The organism is Lachnospira pectinoschiza (assembly GCF_020564355.1).
Classification (GTDB): Bacteria; Bacillota; Clostridia; order Lachnospirales; family Lachnospiraceae; genus Lachnospira; species Lachnospira intestinalis.
Window position 1 is genome coordinate 597,868 of sequence record NZ_JAJCRR010000002.1, and the last position, 21,283, is coordinate 619,150.

Below are 21,283 nucleotides of genomic sequence, written 5' to 3' on the forward strand. Positions count from 1 at the left end.
TATAAAAAGCCGTGCTTAAATTCGTTCTTAGAATATATTCTATTGAAATAATAACATAATATCATTTATATTGCAATAGTAAATTGCATCAATAATATACTTTTTATTATATATTTTTATAATTACTGTTCATAATAGCAAAAAAGACCCTTTGGCAGGCTTGAACCGTCTGCCAAAAGGTCTAAAATCTCTAAAATAATTTAAATCATTAAGATAACTTAAATTACTGAAGAAGTGAAAGAACACCCTGATTCTGCTGATTAGCCTGTGCAAGCATAGACTGACCTGCCTGCATAAGAATGTTGTTCTTTGAGTAGCTAACCATTTCTTCAGCCATATCTGTATCACGGATACGTGATTCAGCAGATGTTGTATTTTCAACAACGTTGTCAAGGTTAGAAATTGTATGCTCCAGACGGTTCTGAACAGCACCTAAAGCTGAACGCTGCTTAGAAACCTTCTTAATTGCATCACTGATTGTATCAACTGCCTTATCAGCATTTGTTGAATCTGAACCGGTTACTTTCAGTTGATCTACACCAATAGACTTTGCACTCATTGACTGCATTGCAACAGTAATCTTATTTTCAGAAGTTGTATCAGCTCCAACCTGAAAACTGAGCAATAAATCACTTGCATTAGAAGCTGTTACTTTTACATAATTTGCAATCTGTTCTGCACCAACTTCTGTTGCTGTACCATCAGTTGCAGCTTTATAAAGTCCACCTTTATATGTACCGTCTGCATCAAAGTAATTCGCTAAATCAGCTTCTTTGACAGCAGTTCCATCCTGCAGTGTTAATGCCGTACTCTTAGCAGTTAACACAGCCTGTATATCTGCTACAGCTGCTATTTTGTCTTTCTTCTGAGCACCATATTGACCAGTAGTATCAGCTGCTTCCGTATACAATTTCTTGCCTTCCTTTAATGCAACTTTACCATCTGTTCCTACTTCAAGATAATCCGATTTTAATTCATCAAGTGTTAACTTCGTAGTCCCACCTTCTGCATACCATGCTAAATCAGCAGCTGTTTTGTTAGCCGCATAACCAATGTCATTTGTAACAGGTGTCTTATAAGAAGCTGAATATGTCTTAGCACCAGTATCATCACCCTTTAACAGATAAGTTTCATTAAACTTTGTTGTTTCTGAAACTCTGTCAATTTCATCAACTAACTGGTCAATTTCATCCTGAACGTTCTGTCTGTCATCTTCTGACATTGTTCCGTTGCCAGCCTTTACTGCCAGTTCATTCATACGCTGTAACATAGAATGTACTTCTGTTAAAGCACCTTCTGCTGTCTGTACGCAGGAAATACCGTCTTCTGCATTATCAGAAGCCTGTGAAAGACCACGGATCTGCTTTCTCATCTTTTCAGAAATTGAAAGTCCGGCTGCATCATCTGCAGCACGATTAATCTTATAACCGCTTGATAACTTCTCTGTTGACTTTGCCTGACCTGTTGTTGTAACGCCTAACATTCTGTTTGCGTTCATCGCTGTAATATTGTGCTGTACTACCATATTTGTTTACCTCCATGTGTGTAAAAATGTTTTTTCCGGGAAATCCGTTCCCTTGGATTTATATAATAAGCAGGCGCCTAGGTTCACCCGCATATTACCGTTAGTGTTCTGTATTGCGTTTTTTTTCGCGCATTAAAATACTGACAATCTCACGCTGTGCTTCTTCGGATATACCTTTTTCCCTGTAATATGTCCGCGCACTCTGTTCCGGCTGTTCCTTTTTCTTTCCGGCTGAGCTTCTTGCTATATTGACTTCTTTGGGTGCATCAACCAGCAAATGAATATTATTTGCCGAACCGCCTGAAAAAATCACACGGACATTCTCACCGATATCAATAAACTCACCCGGTCTTAACGAAAGCTTTAACATACAAACCTCCTTGTTTTTATCATTATGTCAATTTGTTTCGTTCAGAAACAAATTGCTGTGTGAATAATCTTCAATTTAAGGATTATTCACACTTACCTCCTTGTTTTTCCGAAGGGATTTTTTTCCTCCATTTGCGCCATAATGCAACAATTTGTTATAAACTGTTGCATTCTCATCGCTACATAATATAAATCGGTCTTTAATAAAAATACTTTAGCCTTTTTTGAAAAAAATTTAAAAAATTTTTTAAGTGCGTTTATCAGCCGGTTTCCTCGCGTTTTTTATAGATTTAAATGCAGAAAAACGTCATCTTTATCATCTTGTTCAATTCCCAGATACCGTTTTGTAATGGCATAGGACGAATGGTTGTAAATATCCATCAGAACCGCAGGCGGCGTGCCGCATTTCCATGCGTGATAACCGAAGGTTTTACGCATAGAATGGCAGGACAGCTTATTTTCAAAATGAAGCTGTTCACTGGCGTGCCGTATAATGCGGAAAGCCTGTGTGCGGCTTAGATGTTGGTCACTGTTTCTTCCGGGGAAAATGTAGCTGTTTGCAGTAACCTGTCCAAGACTGTTCATATAACAGCAAAGTCCCTGTGTAGCATTTTGGTTTAAGGCAATGCGTGTTTCCTTTCCTGTTTTTTGTTCCTGAATGGAAATGTGTGTCAGAAAGCAGTTTCGTTCAAAGGAATAAACGTCGCTCCAGCGTAATTTCAATAAATCACTGATTCTTAATGCCGAATTAATGCCAAGACAGATTAATGCATAGTTGCGCAGATTCTGCTCTGTTTTATAGTAGTATTCCTTTAGTTTCTGTAAATCTTTCCGATTTCTGATTGGTTGTGATGTACTCATAGAACCCCTTCCTGCCGTGTGAACGGCAATTCTTTATTTATACATGTAACATTTTATAACAAATTGTTGCATTCTTTTTTATTTTATCTGTTACATTTTCAGCTTTGCGTCCATGCTCTGCCCGATTGTAACCAGACTTTTAAAATATCTTTTACTGCATTTAAAGCATAAATAAAAAACGTAGAAGCTCATTAACCGATGAACTTCCACGCTTCTTTTGTATTTTATACTGTCTAAAACATTTTATAATGAATCCACATCAATTTCTTTTCCGTCACGCCAGATACGCTCCAAATCATAAAACAGACGGTCGTCCTGTGAAAATACATGCACAATGACATCATTGTAATCTAAAAGCACCCATGACGCGGTATTATAGCCTTCTACACGCGGGTCGTCATAGCCTGCCTTGTACATCTGTTCTTCTACGTTATCTACAAGTGCCTGCACCTGATTCGGATTAGAACCGCTTGCAATAATAAAATAATCTGCAATGACGGTTACGCCGCTGATATCAATCACACGGATATCTTCGCCCTTCTTATCCTGTAATGCAGCGACTGCTGTTTTCACCATTTCTTTTGCATTCTTCTCTGCCATTTATTTGTCTCCTTTTTTAGCTAAATTTTGATAATACTCATACGTCTGAACCGTTGCCGGGTCGATACTACCGCCTTTTTTCTCTAAATAAGCAAGCGTATCCTTCGTCACCTGATAAATTGCTCTTTCCAAATCCATAAATGCAAGCTGACGGATTGTATCCAGATTTTGTGCATGGTTGCGGTACGGCTCAATATAATCCGCGATATAGACGATTTCTTCCAGCTTTGTCATGCCCGCATGTCCCGTTGTGTGCCAGTAAATTGCACTGCAAATGGACGGATCTTCGATATGGTACAATTCCTTTGCATAATATGCACCGAGCTTTGCATGGAGCAGATACAGACTATTCTTTTCAAATTCAGTCACTTCTATACCATAGCGGTTACATTCCTCTAACTTGACCGTATCCGGGACACATTTTGCACAGTCGTGCAGAAGCCCTGCAATATAAGCTTTCTGCATATCCACGCCATATCGCATGGCAAGGCACGCACTGGTATCCGCAACGCCTAATGTATGACGGTAGCGCATTTTATCTTCTTTTAAAGCTTTTTTAACCTGTTTGCGTAAATCTTCAATATATCCGTTATTCATACTACTCCGTTTCTGATTAATCCGTAGGCATTTTCATGCCATTACTGATACAAATGATGTTCTCTGATATACCTTTCAACCGTTTTAGGAAGCATTCCGTCAACGGATTCTCCTGCCTGGAGCTTCTTTCGGATATCGGTTGAACTATACGGCATATCCGGTGTCTTTAAAAATGCAATTTCCGCCCCATAATTTTTCTCCAGCATCCGCTTTTGTTCTGCCAGTTCCGCCTTTGCGTGTACATCACGGTTCGCCGCCAGTAAAATACAATGCTGCATCACATATTCCGGTTCATGCCATTTCGGCAGATCAAACAGGGAATCCGCACCGATAATAAAATAAATTTTCAGGTCCGGATTTTGTCTGTGCAGAGCCTTTAACGTATCTGATGTATACGTATTTCCTTTCCGCTCAACTTCTAAAAGCGACAGCTCCAGATAGGGATAATCTGCAATGGCTCCGGATACCATTTGACAGCGGTGTGATGCTGCAATCAGTTCCTTTGTACTTTTATGTGCCGGTGTTCCCGACGGCATGACCAGCACCTTTGAAAGTTCAAACTGCCGGTATGCCTGTAGTGCAAGCTGTAAATGTCCGTTATGAAACGGATTAAACGTCCCACCCATAATACCGATTGCGGATTTCATTATTTTCCTGCCTTTTTCGCCGGTGGAAGTTCGATTCTTTTGTTATCCTTTGATTCCTTATATAATACAATCTTTTTTCCAATAACCTGAACGACCTGTGAACGGGTACGCTCTGCTAAAATCTGTGCCATTTCATTCGGATCGTCCGCACAGTTTTGTAATACATTGATTTTAATCAGTTCCCTTGCATTCAAAGCTTCCTCGATTGCCTTTGTATTTTCCGGTGTCAGGCTGGATTTGCCTAACTGAAAAATCGGATCAATGGTCATTGCTAGTCCCTTTAAATAAGAACGCTGTTTACTTGTCATAATTACTGCCTTTCTGCCACATTTTATGGCGCTGTTTTAATCATAATAGTCAAATTCAAGATATTCGCCGACTCTTACTGTGTCGCCTTCTTCAATTCCCAGTGCTTTTAATTCGTCCAAAATACCGGTCTGGCGAAGGAAACGCTGGAAGAAGCTGAATCCCTTTTCAGATTCCAGATTCGTATAACCTAACATTCTGTCAACACGCGGACCGTATACCAGATACGTACCTGTTTCGTCTTTTTCAACAGAAAATGCCTCATTCGGATTATCCAAAAGCGCTTCCATATCAAATTCACGCTCAAATACAACCGGCTCATCGTCCATTGTATCCAGCAGTCCGCGGACTGCGTAGAGCAGTTCTTTGACACCGCTTCCCGTTACCGCAGAAATCGGATAAACCTTGATTCCTTCCGGTTCAAATGCCGCCTTAATTTCCTCTACCGGATTTTTACCGGTGCCATCATCATAGATAACGTCAATCTTATTTGCCGCAATGACCTGAGGACGTTTTAATAAATCCGGGTTATATGCCTCTAATTCGGCATTAATCGCCTTAATATCCGCAATCGGGTCACGTCCTTCTGTCGATGCCGCATCCACAATGTGAATAATAACCTTGGTACGCTCAATGTGACGTAAAAATTCATGTCCCAGTCCGATACCGTCTGATGCACCTTCAATCAGTCCGGGAATATCGGCAATAACGAATCCCTTGCCGCCGTCTAAATCCACAACACCAAGATTTGGATTTAACGTTGTGAAATGATAATTGGCAATCTTTGGTCGGGCATTGGTTACACGCGAAAGCAGTGTGGATTTACCGACATTCGGGAAACCAACCAGACCTACATCGGCAATTACCTTTAATTCCAGACGCACCCACAACTCCTGTGCATCCTGTCCCGGCTGTGCATATTGCGGAGCCTGCATCGTAGCGGTTGCATAATTCATGTTGCCCTTGCCGCCTCTGCCGCCTTTTAATATTGTTTCACGCATATTTTCACCAGACATATCCGCGATAACCTTGCCGGATTCATCATCGTAAATCACCGTACCTTCCGGCACTTTGATAATAAGATTTTCGCCATCTTTCCCCGTACATCTGCGTTTGCCGCCTTCTTCGCCGCTTCGTGCGATATACTTGCTGTTATGTCTGAAATCGCCAAGTGTATTTAGCCCCTTGTCCACTTCAAAAATAATATCGCCGCCTCTGCCGCCGTTACCACCGTCCGGACCGCCGTCAGGAACGTAGAGTTCCCTTCTGAAACTTACATGACCGTCGCCGCCTTTACCGGATTTTATAAATATTCGCGCTCTGTCTGAAAACATATTCACTCCATTCCGCCGCCAGCGCGGCTTGTCTAATCCAAAATACAAATGAAACAGTACTAAAAGTACACAAATGAAACAAAAGCTCCAAATCCGAAGACTTGGAGCTAATAGAACTAAAAATTATTCGTTAGAAGCGACCGGATAAACAGAAACCTGTTTCTTATCTCTGCCCTTTCTTTCAAACTTAACAACGCCGTCAACCAGTGCGAATAATGTATCGTCACCGCCACGTCCTACGTTTACACCCGGAAGAATCTTTGTTCCACGCTGTCTGTAAAGAATATTACCGGCTAAAACAAACTGTCCGTCAGCTCTCTTTGCACCTAATCTCTTAGATTCAGAATCTCTACCGTTCTTTGTAGAACCAACACCCTTTTTATGAGCGAAAAACTGAAGGTTCATATTTAACATATTAGTTACACCTCCTTAAATGTAATCGATAAATAATCGGCATTACCCTCTGCCACACCGCTTAAGCCAAGCACCAGTGACTGTAATAACACCTGTAATTCTTTTGGATTCTTTGAAGAATTCACACGGAAATAAATTCCGGCTTTCTCCTCGTCCTGCGTAACCGTACAATCGCTGTCCGTAAACTGTTCTACAGAATTAATTGTATTGATTACTAAAACAGAAATCGCTGCACACACGATGTCAGAACCGGCATCCGCGTAGCCTGCATGTCCTTCTGTCTGAAATCCCACAATCTCATGACTGCCGGATTTTTCAAAGATGACTGCATGTGTCATGTCAATCACCCTGCATTAAGCATTGATCTTGTCAATCTTAACTTTAGTGAAAGCCTGTCTGTGACCGTTCTTCTTGTGATAGCCAGTCTTTCTCTTATATTTGTAAACGATAACCTTCTTATCTTTTCCTTCTTCAACAACGCTTGCTGTAACTGAAGCTCCTGCTACTGTAGGCTCTCCAACCTTAGCTTCTCCGTTATTAACGAAAAGAACCTGGTCAAATGTAACAGTGTCACCAGCGTTCAGACCAAGCTTTTCAACCTTGATTACATCGCCTTCAGAAACTGTGTACTGTTTACCACCTGTTGCTATAATTGCGTACATATGGCACCTCCTAAATTAAATACTCGCCAGTTTTGGAGAGGTAAAACACCTGCTTATGTCCTAACTGAGCGGCACACTAGAACATCATATATCCTATATTGACATTTGTCAAGATTTTTTATGATTTTTTTACAAATTTATTTTCAATTCTTTTGATACCGTATTAAGGCACTAATCCATTTTGTCTTTTTGTCCGGATTCTGTTCCGGACCGTGCCTGCTGCCCATATCACCAACAGCGCCGCCACTGCGCCTACCGTATCAATACAGACATCTTTGACACAACCGCTCCTGCCCGGCACAAACCACTGATGCAGTTCATCCGACGAGGCTAACAGCACCGCTGTCAGCAGGGCAGAATACCTGCGTTTCGGAAGCCGTACACCGTCCGTCAAAAGCGCAATATATGTAAATACCGTAAATATGGCATACTCCGTCATATGCGCGCCCTTGCGGATAGGATACTGCATTTTTTCAATCAGCACCTCTCTTTGGTCATTGCTCTCAACGGATAGTACATGCACATTTTCCAGTCCCTGTATAAACGTCTGCGCCACTTTCCGGCTCAGTCCCGAAGACTGTGTGCCGTTCTGTGCCGAAAAACTAGTAATAAGGATTCCGGTTACAAGAACCGGAATCCAGATCAAAAGCTTTATGCAATTATGAATCATATTACGCATTGTCATCTGAAATTAGAGTGTTACAACACGCATTGTATTTGTTAAACCTCTCTTCGCTGTCGGTGCAGATGTTGTTGCGATACCTGCTGAAATAATAACTGTATCACCTTCTGTAATATAACCTGCATTTTCAGTTACTTCAAGAGCATGTTCAATAATCTTGTCTGTAGATGTTTCCGGAGCCGTCTTTAACGGTCTTACGCCCCAGTAAATCTGCATCTTTCTAAGAACATTTGGATAAGGTGAACAGCCGATTACTTCTGCGTTTGGCTTTAACTTGGAAGTCAGTCTTGCTGTGAAACCTGAAATTGTCGGGCAAACTATTGCCTTTGCACCGAGGTTTTCTGCTGTCTGAACTGTTGCGTTGCATACAGCGCTTGAAATGCTTCTCTTGCTGTGAAGCTTAGAAGCCACGGCAGAACCCAGTAAATCCTTTTCTGTTGTTTCAGCAATCTTAGCCATCATCTTTAATGCTTCTAACGGATACTTACCGTTTGCTGTTTCACCTGAAAGCATAACAACGTCTGTTCCGTCATAAATCGCATTGGCAACATCTGTTACTTCAGCTCTTGTAGGACGCGGGTTGCGGATCATGGAATCTAACATCTGTGTTGCTGTAATAACCGGCTTATAAGCTGCATTACACTTTCTGATGATTTCCTTCTGAATGTGTGGAACCTGTTCAGCCGGAATTTCAACACCCATATCACCACGTGCAACCATAATACCGTCAGCTACGCGGATGATTTCATCGATGTTTGCAATACCTTCTGCATTTTCAATCTTGGCAATAACCGGAATATCTGCATCGTGAGCCCATAAGATTTCCTTGATTTCCTGAATACATGCTGCATTTCTTACAAAAGAAGCTGCGATAAAATCAAAGCCCTTTTCAATACCGAAAATGATATCGTCCTTATCTTTTTCTGTGATACCCGGAAGCTTAATGCTTACATTCGGTACGTTGACCCCCTTCTTAGAACCTAATTCACCGCCGTTTACAACGCTGCATTCGATATCTGTTCCATCAACAACCTTTGTAACCTTTAATTCAATCAGACCATCATCAACAAGAATCGTGTTGCCTGCTTCAATATCCTGTGGCAGACCTGCATATGTGATGTGTCCGATTGTTTCATCACCTATTACTTCTCTTGTTGTCAGTGTGAACTTCTGACCTTCCTTTAATGTAACCTTTTTATCATCCTTTAAAGCACCTGTTCTGATTTCAGGTCCCTTTGTATCAAGTAAAGTCGCAATCGGGATATTAAGTTCCTGACGAACACTTTCTACTAATGCAAAACGTCCGGACTGTTCATCATGATCACCATGAGAAAAGTTGAATCTTGCAATATCCATACCATTGAGTGCTAACTGCTTAATCAGTTCTCTGTCATTGGTATTCGGTCCCATTGTACAAATAATTTTTGTCTTTTTCATTATAATAACCTCCAAATATGCTTTCTCATATTTTCTATCTTCATTAATACTTCAACGCACAATTACGAATTATGCCATAAAGTGTCAATAATATCAATACTGGAATATTGTAACATAAAACAATCCGAAAAACAAAATGTATTTTTTGTTTTATCTTAATTATTTTATGCATTTTTCATATTGAGCTTTAAATTCTTAATCATTTTCAAAGCTTTTGATTTACTTATTTATGTTTATCACATTATCCGGCTTCGGTTTTGACACATGGATATGCGTGTATAAATGCTCCTGACAGTATTCAAGGCTTGGCTGACACTTTGAACAGTAACGGAAAATCAGATTCTCATCGTCTTTTTCAGTTCTGCCACATACCGCACATTTATGCTTTGTCGCGCCCATAGGTTTTGGCTGATACGGTCTGTTTGCATTCTCCCATGTTGTCTTTTCACTGTTGGCATTATAAAAACGCTCGTTAAAATTGCGGTTTGGATTCTGCTGTGCCTTTTTTGCCGTCTTCATTGCCTTATTAAAATTACGCTGTGTCTGGTTCTTCGTCTTTGACTTTCTGGTAATCAGCATAAACACAATGAAGTTTAACGTTGAAACCAGTGCAGCGGTTGCCAGTACATAACACGCATATACACTCGTTGCCAGCAGTCCGACGGATGCAAGTCCGTACCAAATATTATATGGAAGAAACGTTACCGCATATCCGCCGATAATTGTAATGGCAAAAAGCGCACCGTCAAACCATGCGAGCCATTTAATCTTAATCGGCAATACGAAAAACAACAGCACTTCCATGTCGGGCTGTTCATAGGCAAATGCCATAAACAGGGCAAGATTGATGTAATACGTATTCATATGGTAATTGTAGCCAAAAATCAGATAAATCAAAATAGCTGCAATGACGTGAAGAATTACCCCTGAAAAGAAATACACATTGAACTTAAATGCACCCCAGCTTCGTTCCAGCACTGTGCCAATCATGTAATAGAAATACAGTACAAACACAATGAACAGAATGCTTGTAGACGGTGGCTGTAAAATAAAGGTGAAAATTCTCCAGATCTGTCCATGGAGAATTGCCTGTGCATCCAATGCAAAGTACACTTCATAGACTGCCGGATAAAAAATCTGAATTACGAATCCCACGGCATAGACGATAATGATGTACTTCATCAGATTCTGAATGGCATATCTGCCATATTTGCGTTCTAACTTATCGAACCATTTCATAACGTTAAACTAGTCCTTTCCTTTTTGCTTTCGGCTTATATTTTAAAGTATAAGTAATACCCCTTTATTTGTCAATGAATCCGGGACAAATCATCATTAAATTTATATTAAAAAATCACGATTTGTTGAAATTTGCTTTCATTCATATTATAATAGGTAAGATTGCATATTTTTCGACATTTTTTTACAGAAATATGGATTATGCGTTAAATTTATAAAGGAGGAAGGCTTTTGCCTTAGTTTTTATGAATACATATAAATTAGGTATTGATATCGGTTCTACAACCGTAAAAATTGCAATTCTCGATGAGAATAACCAGATTCTGTTTTCTGATTATGAACGTCATTTTGCTAATATTCAGGAAACATTACAGCAGCTTCTGGAAAAGGCCGTAGACAAACTGGGAACATTTCATGTTCACCCTGTCATTACGGGTTCCGGCGGTCTGACACTTGCTACCCATTTGAATGTGCCGTTTACACAGGAGGTTGTTGCGGTATCGACAGCCTTACAGGACTATGCGCCACAGTGTGATGTTGCAATCGAACTGGGCGGTGAGGATGCCAAAATCATTTACTTTACCAACGGTGTTGACCAGCGGATGAACGGTATCTGTGCCGGCGGTACCGGTTCTTTTATTGACCAGATGGCAACACTTTTACAGACAGACGCTTCCGGTTTAAATGAATATGCCAAGAATTATAAGTCCATTTATCCGATTGCCGCCCGCTGCGGTGTATTTGCAAAGTCGGATATCCAGCCACTTATCAATGAAGGGGCAACAAAGGAAGACTTATCTGCTTCTATTTTTCAGGCGGTTGTCAACCAGACAATCAGTGGTCTTGCCTGCGGTAAACCGATTCGCGGAAACGTTGCTTTCTTAGGCGGTCCGCTGCATTTCCTGTCTGAATTAAAGGCTGCATTTATCAGAACATTAAGCCTTGCACCGGATGAAATTATCGCACCGGAACATTCACACCTTTTTGCAGCAGTCGGTTCTGCCATGAATTATAAGGAAGAGGTCTGCGTTCCCGTTGAAGATATTATCAAACGGTTACAGGGAAAGATTAAGCTTGAATTTGAAGTAGAACGTATGGAACCGCTTTTTAAGAATCAGGAAGAATATGACACGTTCCAGAATCGTCATGCCGCTCACAAGGTTGAAACACGCTCTTTAGCCGAATACCGCGGAAACTGTTATCTGGGTATAGATGCCGGTTCAACAACGACAAAGGTTGCCCTTGTCGGCGAAGACGGAAAGCTTCTTTACTCTTTCTATAGCAGTAACAACGGCTCTCCGCTTGCAACAACAATCCGTGCCATCCGTGAAATTTATGACCGGCTTCCACAGGGCGCAAAGATTGTCCACTCCTGCTCAACAGGATACGGCGAAGCATTAATTAAATCTGCATTGATGCTCGATGAAGGCGAAGTAGAAACAGTTTCCCACTTCTATGCCGCCGCATTTTTTGACCCGGAGGTTGACTGTATTATTGATATCGGCGGTCAGGATATGAAATGTATCAAGATTAAGAATCAGACCGTTGATTCCGTACAGTTAAATGAAGCATGTTCTTCCGGCTGTGGTTCATTTATTGAAACCTTTGCAAAGTCCCTGAATTTCAGTGTACAGGATTTCGCAAAGGAAGCTCTGTTTGCAAAGCACCCGATTGATTTGGGAACACGCTGTACCGTATTTATGAATTCCAAGGTTAAGCAGGCACAAAAGGAAGGTGCTGAAGTTGCCGATATTTCTGCCGGTCTTGCCTACTCTGTTATTAAAAATGCACTTTACAAGGTTATTAAGATTTCAGACCCTGGCGATTTAGGAAAGCACATCGTTGTACAGGGCGGTACATTTTATAATGACGCTGTTCTGCGCAGCTTTGAAAAGATTACCGGTGTCGATGCCGTCCGTCCGGATATTGCCGGTATTATGGGTGCTTTCGGTGCCGCTTTAATTGCAAGGGAACGTTATGACGGCATTTCGGATTCTTCTATGCTGTCTATTGATAAAATTAACAGCTTAACCTACGAAACAAAACTGACCCACTGTCAGGGCTGTACCAACCACTGCTATCTGACCATTAACAAATTCTCCGGCAACCGCCAGTTTATTACCGGTAACCGCTGTGAGCGTGGTCTTGGCAAGGAAAAGAGTACCGAAAAACTGCCAAACCTGTTTGACTATAAGTTAAAACGTTTATTTGGTTATGAACCACTTTCCGAAAGTGAAGCTGTCCGCGGTGTTGTCGGTATTCCGCGTGTACTGAATATGTATGAAAATTATCCGTTCTGGTTTACATTTTTTACAAAGCTCGGTTACCGCGTTGTCCTTTCACCGCAGTCCAGCCGTAAAATTTACGAACTCGGTATCGAATCCATCCCCTCCGAGTCCGAATGTTACCCGGCAAAGCTCGCACACGGCCACGTTTCATGGCTGATTAAGCAGGGTGTAAAGTTCATCTTCTACCCTTGTATTCCGTATGAGCATAAGGAAATTGATAAGACCAACAATCACTATAATTGTCCGATTGTAACGTCTTATGCCGAAAATATTAAAAATAATGTAGAAGAATTGATAACGGAACACATTGATTTCCGCAATCCTTTCCTTTCTTTTGAAAATGAGGAAATTCTCGCAAAACGTCTGCGCGAGGAATTCCCGGATATTCCGAAAGCCGAAGTCACTGCCGCCGTTTCTGCCGCATGGAAGGAAATGATGCAGTCCAAGGAAGATGTCCGCAAAAAGGGTGAAGAAGTTATCAAGTTCCTTGATGAAACCGGAAAACGCGGTATTGTCCTTGCCGGACGTCCGTACCATGTGGACCCTGAAATCAATCACGGTATCCCGGAACTGATTAATTCCTACGGGATTGCCGTGCTGACAGAAGATTCTATCTCCCATTTAGGCAAGGTAGACCGTCCTTTGATTGTTATGGACCAGTGGATGTATCATTCAAGACTGTATGCCGCCGCAAGCTATGTAAAAACAAAGGACAATCTGGACTTAATCCAGTTAAATTCTTTTGGCTGTGGTCTGGATGCCGTTACAACCGATGCTGTCAATGATATTTTAACAAAGGCAGGAAAGATTTATACTGTATTAAAGATTGATGAGGTCAACAACCTCGGTGCTGCAAGAATCCGTGTCCGTTCACTGCTTGCCGCACTGCGTGTACGCGAAAAGAAACACTATCACAGAAAGATTGAATCTGCCGCATTTGAACGTGTGGAATTTACGCCTGAAATGCGTGAAAATTACACCATTCTGTGTCCGCAGATGTCACCGATTCACTTTGAACTGTTAGCACCGGCATTAAATTCATGCGGCTACAATTTTGAAGTATTGGACAACGATAACAAATCTTCTGTTGATATCGGACTGAAATATGTAAATAACGATGCCTGCTATCCGTCCCTGATGGTTGTCGGACAGATTATGAGTGCCGTACTTTCCGGCAAATACGATTTACACAAAACCGCGATTGTTATTACACAGACCGGCGGTGGCTGCCGTGCTTCCAACTACATCGGATTTATCCGCCGTGCGCTGACAAAGGCAGGACTGGAATATATTCCTGTTATTTCTATCAGTGCGCAGGGTCTGGAGTCCAACTCCGGCTTTAAATATTCACTGCCGATGTTAAAGAAAGCCATGCAGGCTGTTGTATACGGCGATGTATTCATGAACGTCGTATACCGTACCCGTCCTTATGAAAAAGTACCGGGTTCTGTGAATGCCCTGCATGAAAAATGGAAGAATATCTGTATCCGGCAGTTGACAAAGGATAAGGTTACCATGCGTGAATTTAATAAAAATATCCGCAGTATTGTCAAAGAATTTGATGAGATTGAATTACTGAATATTAAAAAGCCAAGAGTCGGTATTGTCGGAGAAATTCTTGTAAAATTCATGCCTGCCGCCAACAACTATCTTGTTGACTTATTGGAAGCAGAAGGCGCGGAAGCGGTTATGCCGGATTTAATGGGCTTCTTGCTGTACTGCGCAGAAAATGCAAACTTCAAAAAAGACTACCTCGGTGCTTCAAAGAAGTCTGCATTTATCAATAATTCTGTAATTAAACTGCTTGAGTGGTTCAGAAAGGGTGCAAAACAGGCATTAAAAGAAAGCAAGCGTTTTACACCGCCTGCTACGATTCAGGAAACTGCAAACCTTGCCAAAGATTTAGTTTCTTTAGGTAACCAGACGGGTGAAGGCTGGCTCTTAACCGGTGAAATGATTGAGCTGATTCACAACGGTGCCGGTAATATTGTCTGCTGTCAGCCGTTTGCATGCCTGCCAAACCACATTGTCGGTAAAGGTGTTATTAAAGAGCTGCGTGCGGCATTCCCGGAAGCTAATATCATTGCTGTTGATTACGACCCGGGGGCTTCCGAAGTCAATCAGCTGAACCGAATCAAGCTGATGCTTGCAACTGCAAATAAAAACCTTGAAAAATCTGAAAATTAAGGGTATACTATATCTATAAGTGGTTTGATAATTTTATAACGAAAGCTGGTGTAACACATGAACTTTTTATTATTTTTAGGACCAATCATCGGCGTAGCGGTTTCTATCTTCGCAGTGGTTGTTCTGATTTCCGTTATCGGTGCTGTCGCCGGTACAGAAGAAGATTTTGACGATTAAATCTAACAAAAATCAAAAGAAGCGGCTGTTTTTACTGCGCCGCTTCTGTAACATCAAAGAAAGATGCACTTGTTATGGTGCATCTTTCTTTTTTATGTGATGTACGTTAATGCTAAAACTCCCGGAACACATGGCAATACGATAACATATCTGCCCTATGCTCCGGGAGTTTTATTTTAAGATTTTAACTATTTATTTTATATATTTTCAATCTGCCAGTCTATCGGCTCGATACCGTGTTCTTCCAAAAACGCATTTGCCTGACTAAAATGCTTACAGCCGAAGAATCCTCTGTATGCCGACAACGGACTTGGATGCGGCGCTTTTAATATCAGATGTTTCGGATTCGTCAGCATCGGAATTTTGCTCTGTGCCGGTCTGCCCCAGAGCATGTATACAACCGGTCTGTCCTGCGCATTGACTGCATGAATTACCGCGTCCGTAAACTGTTCCCAGCCGTGTCCCTGATGTGAATTTGCCTGATGCGCACGCACGGTAAGCACGGTATTTAACAGTAATACACCCTGGTCTGCCCATTTTTTTAAATAACCGTTATTCGGGATATAGCAGCCGCAGTCATCATGCAGTTCCTTATAAATGTTCTGCAATGACGGCGGAATATCCTTCTGCTCCGGCAGAACCGAAAAGGACAATCCATGTGCCTGATGTTCATTATGATACGGGTCCTGTCCCAGCAATAATACCTTGACCTTGCTAAGCGGTGTAAAATGAAATGCGTTAAAAATATCCTCTGCCGGTGGGTAAATCACTGTGTTTGAATATTCCTCTTTTACAAACCGGTATAAATCCCGGTAATAGTCTTTTTTAAATTCATCCTGAATTGCCGGAAGCCAGTCATTATCTATCATACTCATCGTTTCCACTGCCTCTTTTCCTGCTTTCATGTTTATTCGTATAATGTATTATCTGCCTATAACCTGACGGAAATGCCTTTTCCGGCAAGATATTTCTTCAAATCACGGATTTCCATTTCTTTATAATGGAATAATGACGCCGCCAGTGCCGCATCTGCCTTGCCTTCTGTAAATGCATCATAGAAATGTTCCATATTACCGGCACCGCCTGATGCAATCACCGGAATGGAAACATTTTCCGCTATGGTACGGGTCAGCTCAATGTCGTATCCTGCTTTTGTACCATCACAGTCCATACTCGTTAAAAGAATCTCTCCGGCACCCAGCTTTTCAGCCTTCATTGCCCATTCTACAGCATCCATCTGCATATCAACCCGTCCGCCGTTTTTATAAATACTCCAGTGTCCGTCTTCCTGACGCTTTGCGTCAATCGCAACCACCACACACTGACTGCCGAACTTATCTGCCGCATCACTGATTAACTGTGGATTCATAATGGCAGCAGAATTAACAGAAATCTTATCTGCACCCTCTCTTAACAATACTTTAAAATCATCGATACTGCGGATTCCACCGCCAACCGTAAACGGGATAAATACACGTTCTGCCACTTTCCTTACCAAATCAACCGTTGTATTTCTTCCGTCACTCGATGCCGTAATATCCAGAAACACCAGCTCATCTGCGCCGGATTTATCATACATGGATGCGACCTCTACCGGATCACCGGCATCTCTTAAATCCACAAAGTTCGTTCCTTTTACCACTCTGCCATTCTTACAGTCAAGACATGGAATAATTCTTTTTGTAAACATCGCCAATCTCCATCCTTTTTATTTTTACAGTTCTGAAAAGTTCTTTAAAATCTGAAGTCCGATATCACTGCTCTTTTCCGGATGGAACTGGCATGCAAATACATTCCCGCTCTCAACGGAAGCATGAATATGCGTTGAATATTCTGTACTGGCGGCAACAATCTGTTCGTCCTGCGCCTTTAAATAGTAAGAATGTACAAAATATACATATGACTGATTCGGAATATCTTTAAAAAGCTTTGCCTGCGGTTTGATTTCAATGGAATTCCAGCCCATATGTGGAATCTTTAAACCTTCCTTTGGCGGTATTCTTAAAATTTCACCTTTCAAAATACCAAGTCCCTCTGCCCCCGGTGTTTCATCACTTTTATCAAACAGCAGCTGCAATCCCAGACAAATTCCAAGAAATGGTGTATTCTTGCGTGTAACCTCTTTAATCGTGTCTACCAGTCCGAACTTGTCCAAATTGTTCATGGCATCCCCAAATGCACCGACACCCGGCAGAATAACCTTATCTGCCTGCAAAATTTCAGATGAATCTCTTGAAACAATCACTTCCTGATTCAGTGATTTCAATGCCTTTTCAACGCTTTTTAAATTTCCTGCATCATAATCGATAATTGCTATCATTCTTATGCCTCTCCATATGCTTCGATTTTTAAGTAGTATTGTGTAAAATCTTTCTTAGATAAATCTACAAGTGTTTCTGCTTCACTTTCTGAAATGCTGAAACTCTTCTGCAATGCGGTAACAATCTGCTTTTTAATGGCTTCTACATCATCACCCACACCTAAGAATTTTGCTTCGTCAATATATGTATCATAACGTTCCATGCCTTTAATTAAAGCGTTTAACGCTTCTGTCTTGCGGTTCATTTCCATATACGTATTGTATGAGTCATACTGACGCTGTACATACATAATGACACCGACCTGTCTGTAAATATCCTCATCTGCATCCCGCAATTTCATTCCTGCAAGCTGGTCATATGCTTTTTCATACTTATCATTTTCAAGATACTTATTGGCTCTTGTCAGTGAAAAGCTGTAATGGAAGCTTGTAATCAAAATATTAATCAATACAACAATACCGGCAATTAATAATACGAATAAAATAATAGACTTTGTCTTAATCCGTAAAATGTCACCCGGCTTTGACGGTTCTTTCGGTTTCTTTTCTTTTTTCGGCTTTTCCTTCTTTGGTTTCTTTTCTTTCTTCGGCTTTGCAGCTTTTTCCTGCTTCTTCTGCTCTTTCTTTTCCTGGGCGGCCTGCTTTTTTTCCTGCTTCTTCTGCTGTTTTTCTTCGTACTCAGCAGCTTCTGCTTCCTGCTCTGCCTTATCTTCCTCTGCCGCTTTTTTCTTATATTCCTGGAAACGGTACTTAAACTTTGCAAAAAAGCCCTTCTTCGGTGCAGCTTCTTTTTGTTTTAATTCTTTTGCCTCACCGTCCGCACCGTACATTTCTTTTAAAACGCGCTCATTCTCATCTTTTGGATTTTCCGGCACTTCCTCTCCTGAAAGAAGCTCATCGCCTGCCGCTTCTTCCGGCTCTTCCTCAACACTTTCAAAGAAAATATCCCTGACTGCGCTAAAGAATCCCTTTTTATCCTTTTTGGCTTTCTTTGCCTTCTTTTCTTTTTTCTTTTTATCAGATTGATTCTCTGATCCGGCAGCTTCCTGTTCTTTTCCCGGTTCAGCCTGTGTCTGTGTTTCCGCTTGTCCCGCCGGTTCTGATTTTTCGGTCTGTGTCCCGGCTGTTTCAGTCTGTTCTGCTTCAGCAGTTGTTGTGTCCGGTTGTTTCTGCACCGCTTCTGCCTGCTCTGCTGATGCCTTGTCAGACTTCTCTTCCGGCTGTGATGCAGCCTGTACCGGTTCATCTGCATTTTCCTGTGATGCCTCTGCGGCACTGTCACCATTACCGAATAAATCCTCTACGGAAACACTGTCTGACGTTGCATCTTCGATAATATCATCTAAATTCATATCTGCTATTCTTTTAATTTCCGCGTCTGAGAGCAACTCGTCCTCTTTGCCTGCTTCCCCTGCATTGTCTATGTCCTGTAAATTTTCTGTTTCTTTGTCTTTTAATTCTTCATCTAATTCAGGCACTTTTTTCACCCCATATCTTCATAATAATGTACAATTTGTATCTTTCCGATAAATAAACCCGTACTATAAAATAGTACCATACTTACGCAAATTTAACAATATCTGTTAATTTACTTTTGCTTATTGTGCTAAAAAATTTTTTAATTCCTGCAAAAAATCATAAGAAGATTCCGAAACTGCAGCTGCACGCTCCGAAATATTCTCAGGAAGCTGCGGCAGTTGTCCGTTAATGCGATATAACACAGATTTCTGATTGATAAATGTGACCTTTTCAAACGGCCAGCGAATCAGGTTCGGAATTAAAAATCCTTCTCCTAATTCAATCAGCATCAGCTTCTTATTGAGAGTTGCAGACAGCCACTTATTATATAAATCCCACTGCTTCTCAACTTCCTCTTTTTTCTCCGATGTGATCTGTTCTGCTTCAAGGAGCAGCGGCTGAACTACTCTTTTCGGATTCAGACTTCCCCATGAAAAATCATTTTTTTTACTGGAAGTAATACAAAAATAATTCTTTTTTTCAAGATATGGTGCATAAAATGCCAGTAAATCCTGATATTCCTGCTTTTCTAAATATGCATTCCATTCTTCACCAATCCCGATTACAACCATCTCGGCATCCCGATATTTATCTATAAAATCAGAAAAAATCTGCTTTTCCATGTTTGTTTTACTCTCCGTTTCATACTAATATGTCTGTGCCAGTCTAAATATGGCCATACACATTTTTACTATTTTCCTATAAGTTCCGCTATAACATGATTACAGCTCCTATAAAGTAAAAGACTGCCGCATAAATTCTATACGGCAGTTTCTATCGTCCATCATTACTTTAACAATAATTTATCGATTTCCTGTACCAATAAACCAATCTCCGGCTTCGACAACTGAACATCTGCTCCTAAAGATTCTCCTTTTAAACGCATCTGCTCATTAATCAAAGATGAGAAAATCACAACCGGTATGGACTTTAAATCATTATCCGTCTTTACCAGCTTTGTCAGTCTGTGTCCATCCATCAACGGCATTTCAATATCAGTTATGATACACTTAACGTCCTTTGGCTCTTCCCCTGATTTAACCTTCATGAGATAATTCCATGCTTCCTGTCCGTTATTGCATAACGTCAGGTTGTTATATCCTGACTTGGTTAATGAATCAGAAATCAGCTTAATCAGCAATGCTGAATCCTCTACAATCATAATATGGGAATCGTTCCGCTGTCTTCCTTCCAGACCGGAAATTTCTGATACCTTTAAACCGGTTTCCGGGCTGATGTCCGAAACAATACGTTCAAAATCCAAAATTACAATGAGCTGATTATCAATCTTGACAATACCTGTTGCAATACCACTGTCTGCCGTACTGATTGTAGAATCCGGCTTAATAATATCTGCCCATGACACTCTGTGAATACCTACAACGCTATGTACATGAAATGCCACATTTAATTGATTGAAATTTGTTATAATAAACATATCTTTTGTGATATCCGGTGAAGGCTGTGCCTTAATAACCTTTGCCAAATCCACGACCGTAATCATTAAATCTCTTGGCATGAAAATACCTTCTACACATGGATGTGAATTCGGTACCGGTGTTACCGGGCTATACTGAACAATCTCTTTAATCTTTGCAACATTAATTCCATAGTGATTATTTCCAACTGTAAACTCTAAAACTTCAAGTTCATTCGTACCGCTTTCCATAAGTATATTCGTTTCCATGATTTATCCTCCAATTCACGTTCAATGTTAGAAATATTATACCAAATAAAGGGGTGAATTTCAATGCTTATAGAAGACAAAATAAAAAACTGTTTTCTGTGCCACTTTCGACAACAAGACGACAAAATACAGAATAACAATACAGGATAATATTATACAGCAGCCTTATATAACAAAAAAGCTGTTATGTATCGAAACACAACAGCCTGTATATTTTAAATATTTATATTCCTGTTCCTTCAAAACTGCACATTAAAATTCTTTTTCATCCGATTATCCTCTGGATAACTCTCGTTCTATCCGTTTCTTTTTGCAAACCTAACCTTCTTCGGTTAAGCCCTCGACCTATTAGTATGAATCAGCTCCACATGTCACCACGCTTCCACCTTTCACCTATCTACCTCGTCGTCTTCAAGGGGTCTTACTAGATTAC

At 40.9% G+C, this 21,283-nt stretch carries 21 protein-coding genes and 1 rRNA gene; 1 reads left to right on the top strand and 21 read right to left on the bottom strand.

What is annotated here, in order from left to right:
- Positions 1 to 223: 223 nt before the first annotated feature.
- From LI288_RS06000 to LI288_RS06065, 14 genes are all read right to left on the bottom strand, one after another.
- Positions 224 to 1,525, bottom strand: coding sequence for a flagellin N-terminal helical domain-containing protein (locus LI288_RS06000; RefSeq protein WP_227089774.1), 1,302 nt, complete (start codon positions 1,523 to 1,525; stop codon positions 224 to 226).
- Between the two features lie 100 nt (positions 1,526 to 1,625).
- Positions 1,626 to 1,895, bottom strand: a complete 270-nt coding sequence (locus LI288_RS06005) for a carbon storage regulator (RefSeq protein WP_227089775.1) — start codon at positions 1,893 to 1,895, stop codon at positions 1,626 to 1,628.
- A gap of 281 nt (positions 1,896 to 2,176) precedes the next feature.
- A complete protein-coding gene (locus tag LI288_RS06010; protein ID WP_227089776.1) occupies positions 2,177 to 2,755 on the bottom strand; it encodes a tyrosine-type recombinase/integrase in 579 nt (192 codons plus the stop codon).
- Positions 2,756 to 2,998: 243 nt separating this feature from the next.
- Positions 2,999 to 3,355 carry a ribosome silencing factor gene (rsfS, locus tag LI288_RS06015; RefSeq protein ID WP_022431114.1) on the bottom strand — a complete coding sequence of 119 codons (357 nt, stop codon included), beginning with the start codon at positions 3,353 to 3,355 and terminating at the stop codon, positions 2,999 to 3,001.
- Positions 3,356 to 3,952 (bottom strand): bis(5'-nucleosyl)-tetraphosphatase (symmetrical) YqeK, encoded by a 597-nt coding sequence (yqeK, locus tag LI288_RS06020; RefSeq protein ID WP_227089777.1) that lies wholly within the window; start codon positions 3,950 to 3,952, stop codon positions 3,356 to 3,358.
- A 41-nt stretch (positions 3,953 to 3,993) separates the two neighbouring features.
- Positions 3,994 to 4,599, bottom strand: a complete 606-nt coding sequence (gene nadD, locus LI288_RS06025; RefSeq protein WP_227089778.1) for a nicotinate-nucleotide adenylyltransferase — start codon at positions 4,597 to 4,599, stop codon at positions 3,994 to 3,996.
- Positions 4,599 to 4,907, bottom strand: a complete 309-nt coding sequence (gene yhbY, locus LI288_RS06030) for a ribosome assembly RNA-binding protein YhbY (RefSeq protein WP_022431111.1) — start codon at positions 4,905 to 4,907, stop codon at positions 4,599 to 4,601. The genes nadD and yhbY overlap by 1 nt, the downstream gene beginning before the upstream one ends.
- Positions 4,908 to 4,943: 36 nt before the next feature.
- The gene (gene obgE, locus LI288_RS06035; RefSeq protein WP_022431110.1) at positions 4,944 to 6,239 is read right to left on the bottom strand and encodes a GTPase ObgE; all 1,296 of its coding nucleotides are present in this window, start codon (positions 6,237 to 6,239) and stop codon (positions 4,944 to 4,946) included.
- A gap of 123 nt (positions 6,240 to 6,362) precedes the next feature.
- Positions 6,363 to 6,653 (bottom strand): 50S ribosomal protein L27, encoded by a 291-nt coding sequence (gene rpmA, locus LI288_RS06040; RefSeq protein WP_022431109.1) that lies wholly within the window; start codon positions 6,651 to 6,653, stop codon positions 6,363 to 6,365.
- Between the two features lie 5 nt (positions 6,654 to 6,658).
- Entirely contained in the window at positions 6,659 to 6,991 is a 333-nt protein-coding gene (locus tag LI288_RS06045; protein WP_227089779.1) for a ribosomal-processing cysteine protease Prp, read from the bottom strand.
- 15 nt (positions 6,992 to 7,006) lie between these two features.
- Entirely contained in the window at positions 7,007 to 7,315 is a 309-nt protein-coding gene (gene rplU / locus LI288_RS06050) for a 50S ribosomal protein L21 (protein ID WP_022431107.1), read from the bottom strand.
- Between the two features lie 163 nt (positions 7,316 to 7,478).
- Positions 7,479 to 7,985: a VanZ family protein gene (locus LI288_RS06055; RefSeq protein ID WP_227089780.1), complete on the bottom strand. Its 507-nt coding sequence runs from the start codon at positions 7,983 to 7,985 to the stop codon at positions 7,479 to 7,481.
- 21 nt (positions 7,986 to 8,006) lie between these two features.
- Complete coding sequence (gene pyk / locus LI288_RS06060; protein ID WP_022431105.1) at positions 8,007 to 9,434, bottom strand: pyruvate kinase; 1,428 nt, start codon at positions 9,432 to 9,434, stop codon at positions 8,007 to 8,009.
- A gap of 219 nt (positions 9,435 to 9,653) precedes the next feature.
- A complete protein-coding gene (locus LI288_RS06065; RefSeq protein WP_022431104.1) occupies positions 9,654 to 10,673 on the bottom strand; it encodes a rhomboid family intramembrane serine protease in 1,020 nt (339 codons plus the stop codon).
- 245 nt (positions 10,674 to 10,918) lie between these two features.
- Here LI288_RS06065 and LI288_RS06070 point away from each other — a divergent pair, with 245 nt between their 5' ends.
- Positions 10,919 to 15,148: a 2-hydroxyacyl-CoA dehydratase gene (locus tag LI288_RS06070; protein WP_227089781.1), complete on the top strand. Its 4,230-nt coding sequence runs from the start codon at positions 10,919 to 10,921 to the stop codon at positions 15,146 to 15,148.
- 374 nt (positions 15,149 to 15,522) lie between these two features.
- Here the strand turns inward: LI288_RS06070 and LI288_RS06075 are convergent, their stop codons facing one another.
- The 7 genes from LI288_RS06075 to LI288_RS06105 form a co-directional block, all read right to left on the bottom strand.
- Positions 15,523 to 16,200 (bottom strand): uracil-DNA glycosylase, encoded by a 678-nt coding sequence (locus tag LI288_RS06075; RefSeq protein WP_022431102.1) that lies wholly within the window; start codon positions 16,198 to 16,200, stop codon positions 15,523 to 15,525.
- A gap of 56 nt (positions 16,201 to 16,256) precedes the next feature.
- Positions 16,257 to 17,015 (bottom strand): imidazole glycerol phosphate synthase subunit HisF, encoded by a 759-nt coding sequence (gene hisF, locus LI288_RS06080; RefSeq protein WP_022431101.1) that lies wholly within the window; start codon positions 17,013 to 17,015, stop codon positions 16,257 to 16,259.
- 24 nt (positions 17,016 to 17,039) lie between these two features.
- Positions 17,040 to 17,645: an imidazole glycerol phosphate synthase subunit HisH gene (gene hisH / locus LI288_RS06085; RefSeq protein WP_022431100.1), complete on the bottom strand. Its 606-nt coding sequence runs from the start codon at positions 17,643 to 17,645 to the stop codon at positions 17,040 to 17,042.
- Positions 17,646 to 17,647: 2 nt separating this feature from the next.
- Positions 17,648 to 19,123 (bottom strand): hypothetical protein, encoded by a 1,476-nt coding sequence (locus LI288_RS06090; protein ID WP_227089782.1) that lies wholly within the window; start codon positions 19,121 to 19,123, stop codon positions 17,648 to 17,650.
- A 120-nt stretch (positions 19,124 to 19,243) separates the two neighbouring features.
- The gene (locus LI288_RS06095; RefSeq protein ID WP_227089783.1) at positions 19,244 to 19,786 is read right to left on the bottom strand and encodes a hypothetical protein; all 543 of its coding nucleotides are present in this window, start codon (positions 19,784 to 19,786) and stop codon (positions 19,244 to 19,246) included.
- Positions 19,787 to 19,950: 164 nt separating this feature from the next.
- Positions 19,951 to 20,850 carry a chemotaxis protein gene (locus LI288_RS06100; protein ID WP_022431097.1) on the bottom strand — a complete coding sequence of 300 codons (900 nt, stop codon included), beginning with the start codon at positions 20,848 to 20,850 and terminating at the stop codon, positions 19,951 to 19,953.
- A 328-nt stretch (positions 20,851 to 21,178) separates the two neighbouring features.
- Positions 21,179 to 21,283 (bottom strand): 23S ribosomal RNA (locus LI288_RS06105); the annotation flags it as partial.

Bases quoted from the DNA above. Each gene is read 5' to 3' on its own strand.
- LI288_RS06045 (WP_227089779.1), bottom strand. From the start codon at position 6,991: ATGACACATGCAGTCATCTTTGAAAAATCCGGCAGTCATGAGATTGTG.
- rsfS (WP_022431114.1), bottom strand. From the start codon at position 3,355: ATGGCAGAGAAGAATGCAAAAGAAATGGTGAAAACAGCAGTCGCTGCA.
- rplU (WP_022431107.1), bottom strand. From the start codon at position 7,315: ATGTACGCAATTATAGCAACAGGTGGTAAACAGTACACAGTTTCTGAA.
- hisF (WP_022431101.1), bottom strand. From the start codon at position 17,015: ATGTTTACAAAAAGAATTATTCCATGTCTTGACTGTAAGAATGGCAGA.
- hisH (WP_022431100.1), bottom strand. From the start codon at position 17,645: ATGATAGCAATTATCGATTATGATGCAGGAAATTTAAAAAGCGTTGAA.
- LI288_RS06100 (WP_022431097.1), bottom strand. From the start codon at position 20,850: ATGGAAACGAATATACTTATGGAAAGCGGTACGAATGAACTTGAAGTT.
- LI288_RS06005 (WP_227089775.1), bottom strand. From the start codon at position 1,895: ATGTTAAAGCTTTCGTTAAGACCGGGTGAGTTTATTGATATCGGTGAG.
- LI288_RS06010 (WP_227089776.1), bottom strand. From the start codon at position 2,755: ATGAGTACATCACAACCAATCAGAAATCGGAAAGATTTACAGAAACTA.
- LI288_RS06000 (WP_227089774.1), bottom strand. From the start codon at position 1,525: ATGGTAGTACAGCACAATATTACAGCGATGAACGCAAACAGAATGTTA.
- LI288_RS06065 (WP_022431104.1), bottom strand. From the start codon at position 10,673: ATGAAATGGTTCGATAAGTTAGAACGCAAATATGGCAGATATGCCATT.
- LI288_RS06055 (WP_227089780.1), bottom strand. From the start codon at position 7,985: ATGATTCATAATTGCATAAAGCTTTTGATCTGGATTCCGGTTCTTGTA.
- LI288_RS06075 (WP_022431102.1), bottom strand. From the start codon at position 16,200: ATGAGTATGATAGATAATGACTGGCTTCCGGCAATTCAGGATGAATTT.
- yqeK (WP_227089777.1), bottom strand. From the start codon at position 3,952: ATGAATAACGGATATATTGAAGATTTACGCAAACAGGTTAAAAAAGCT.
- yhbY (WP_022431111.1), bottom strand. From the start codon at position 4,907: ATGACAAGTAAACAGCGTTCTTATTTAAAGGGACTAGCAATGACCATT.
- nadD (WP_227089778.1), bottom strand. From the start codon at position 4,599: ATGAAATCCGCAATCGGTATTATGGGTGGGACGTTTAATCCGTTTCAT.
- LI288_RS06070 (WP_227089781.1), top strand. From the start codon at position 10,919: ATGAATACATATAAATTAGGTATTGATATCGGTTCTACAACCGTAAAA.
- rpmA (WP_022431109.1), bottom strand. From the start codon at position 6,653: ATGTTAAATATGAACCTTCAGTTTTTCGCTCATAAAAAGGGTGTTGGT.
- pyk (WP_022431105.1), bottom strand. From the start codon at position 9,434: ATGAAAAAGACAAAAATTATTTGTACAATGGGACCGAATACCAATGAC.
- obgE (WP_022431110.1), bottom strand. From the start codon at position 6,239: ATGTTTTCAGACAGAGCGCGAATATTTATAAAATCCGGTAAAGGCGGC.
- LI288_RS06095 (WP_227089783.1), bottom strand. From the start codon at position 19,786: ATGGAAAAGCAGATTTTTTCTGATTTTATAGATAAATATCGGGATGCC.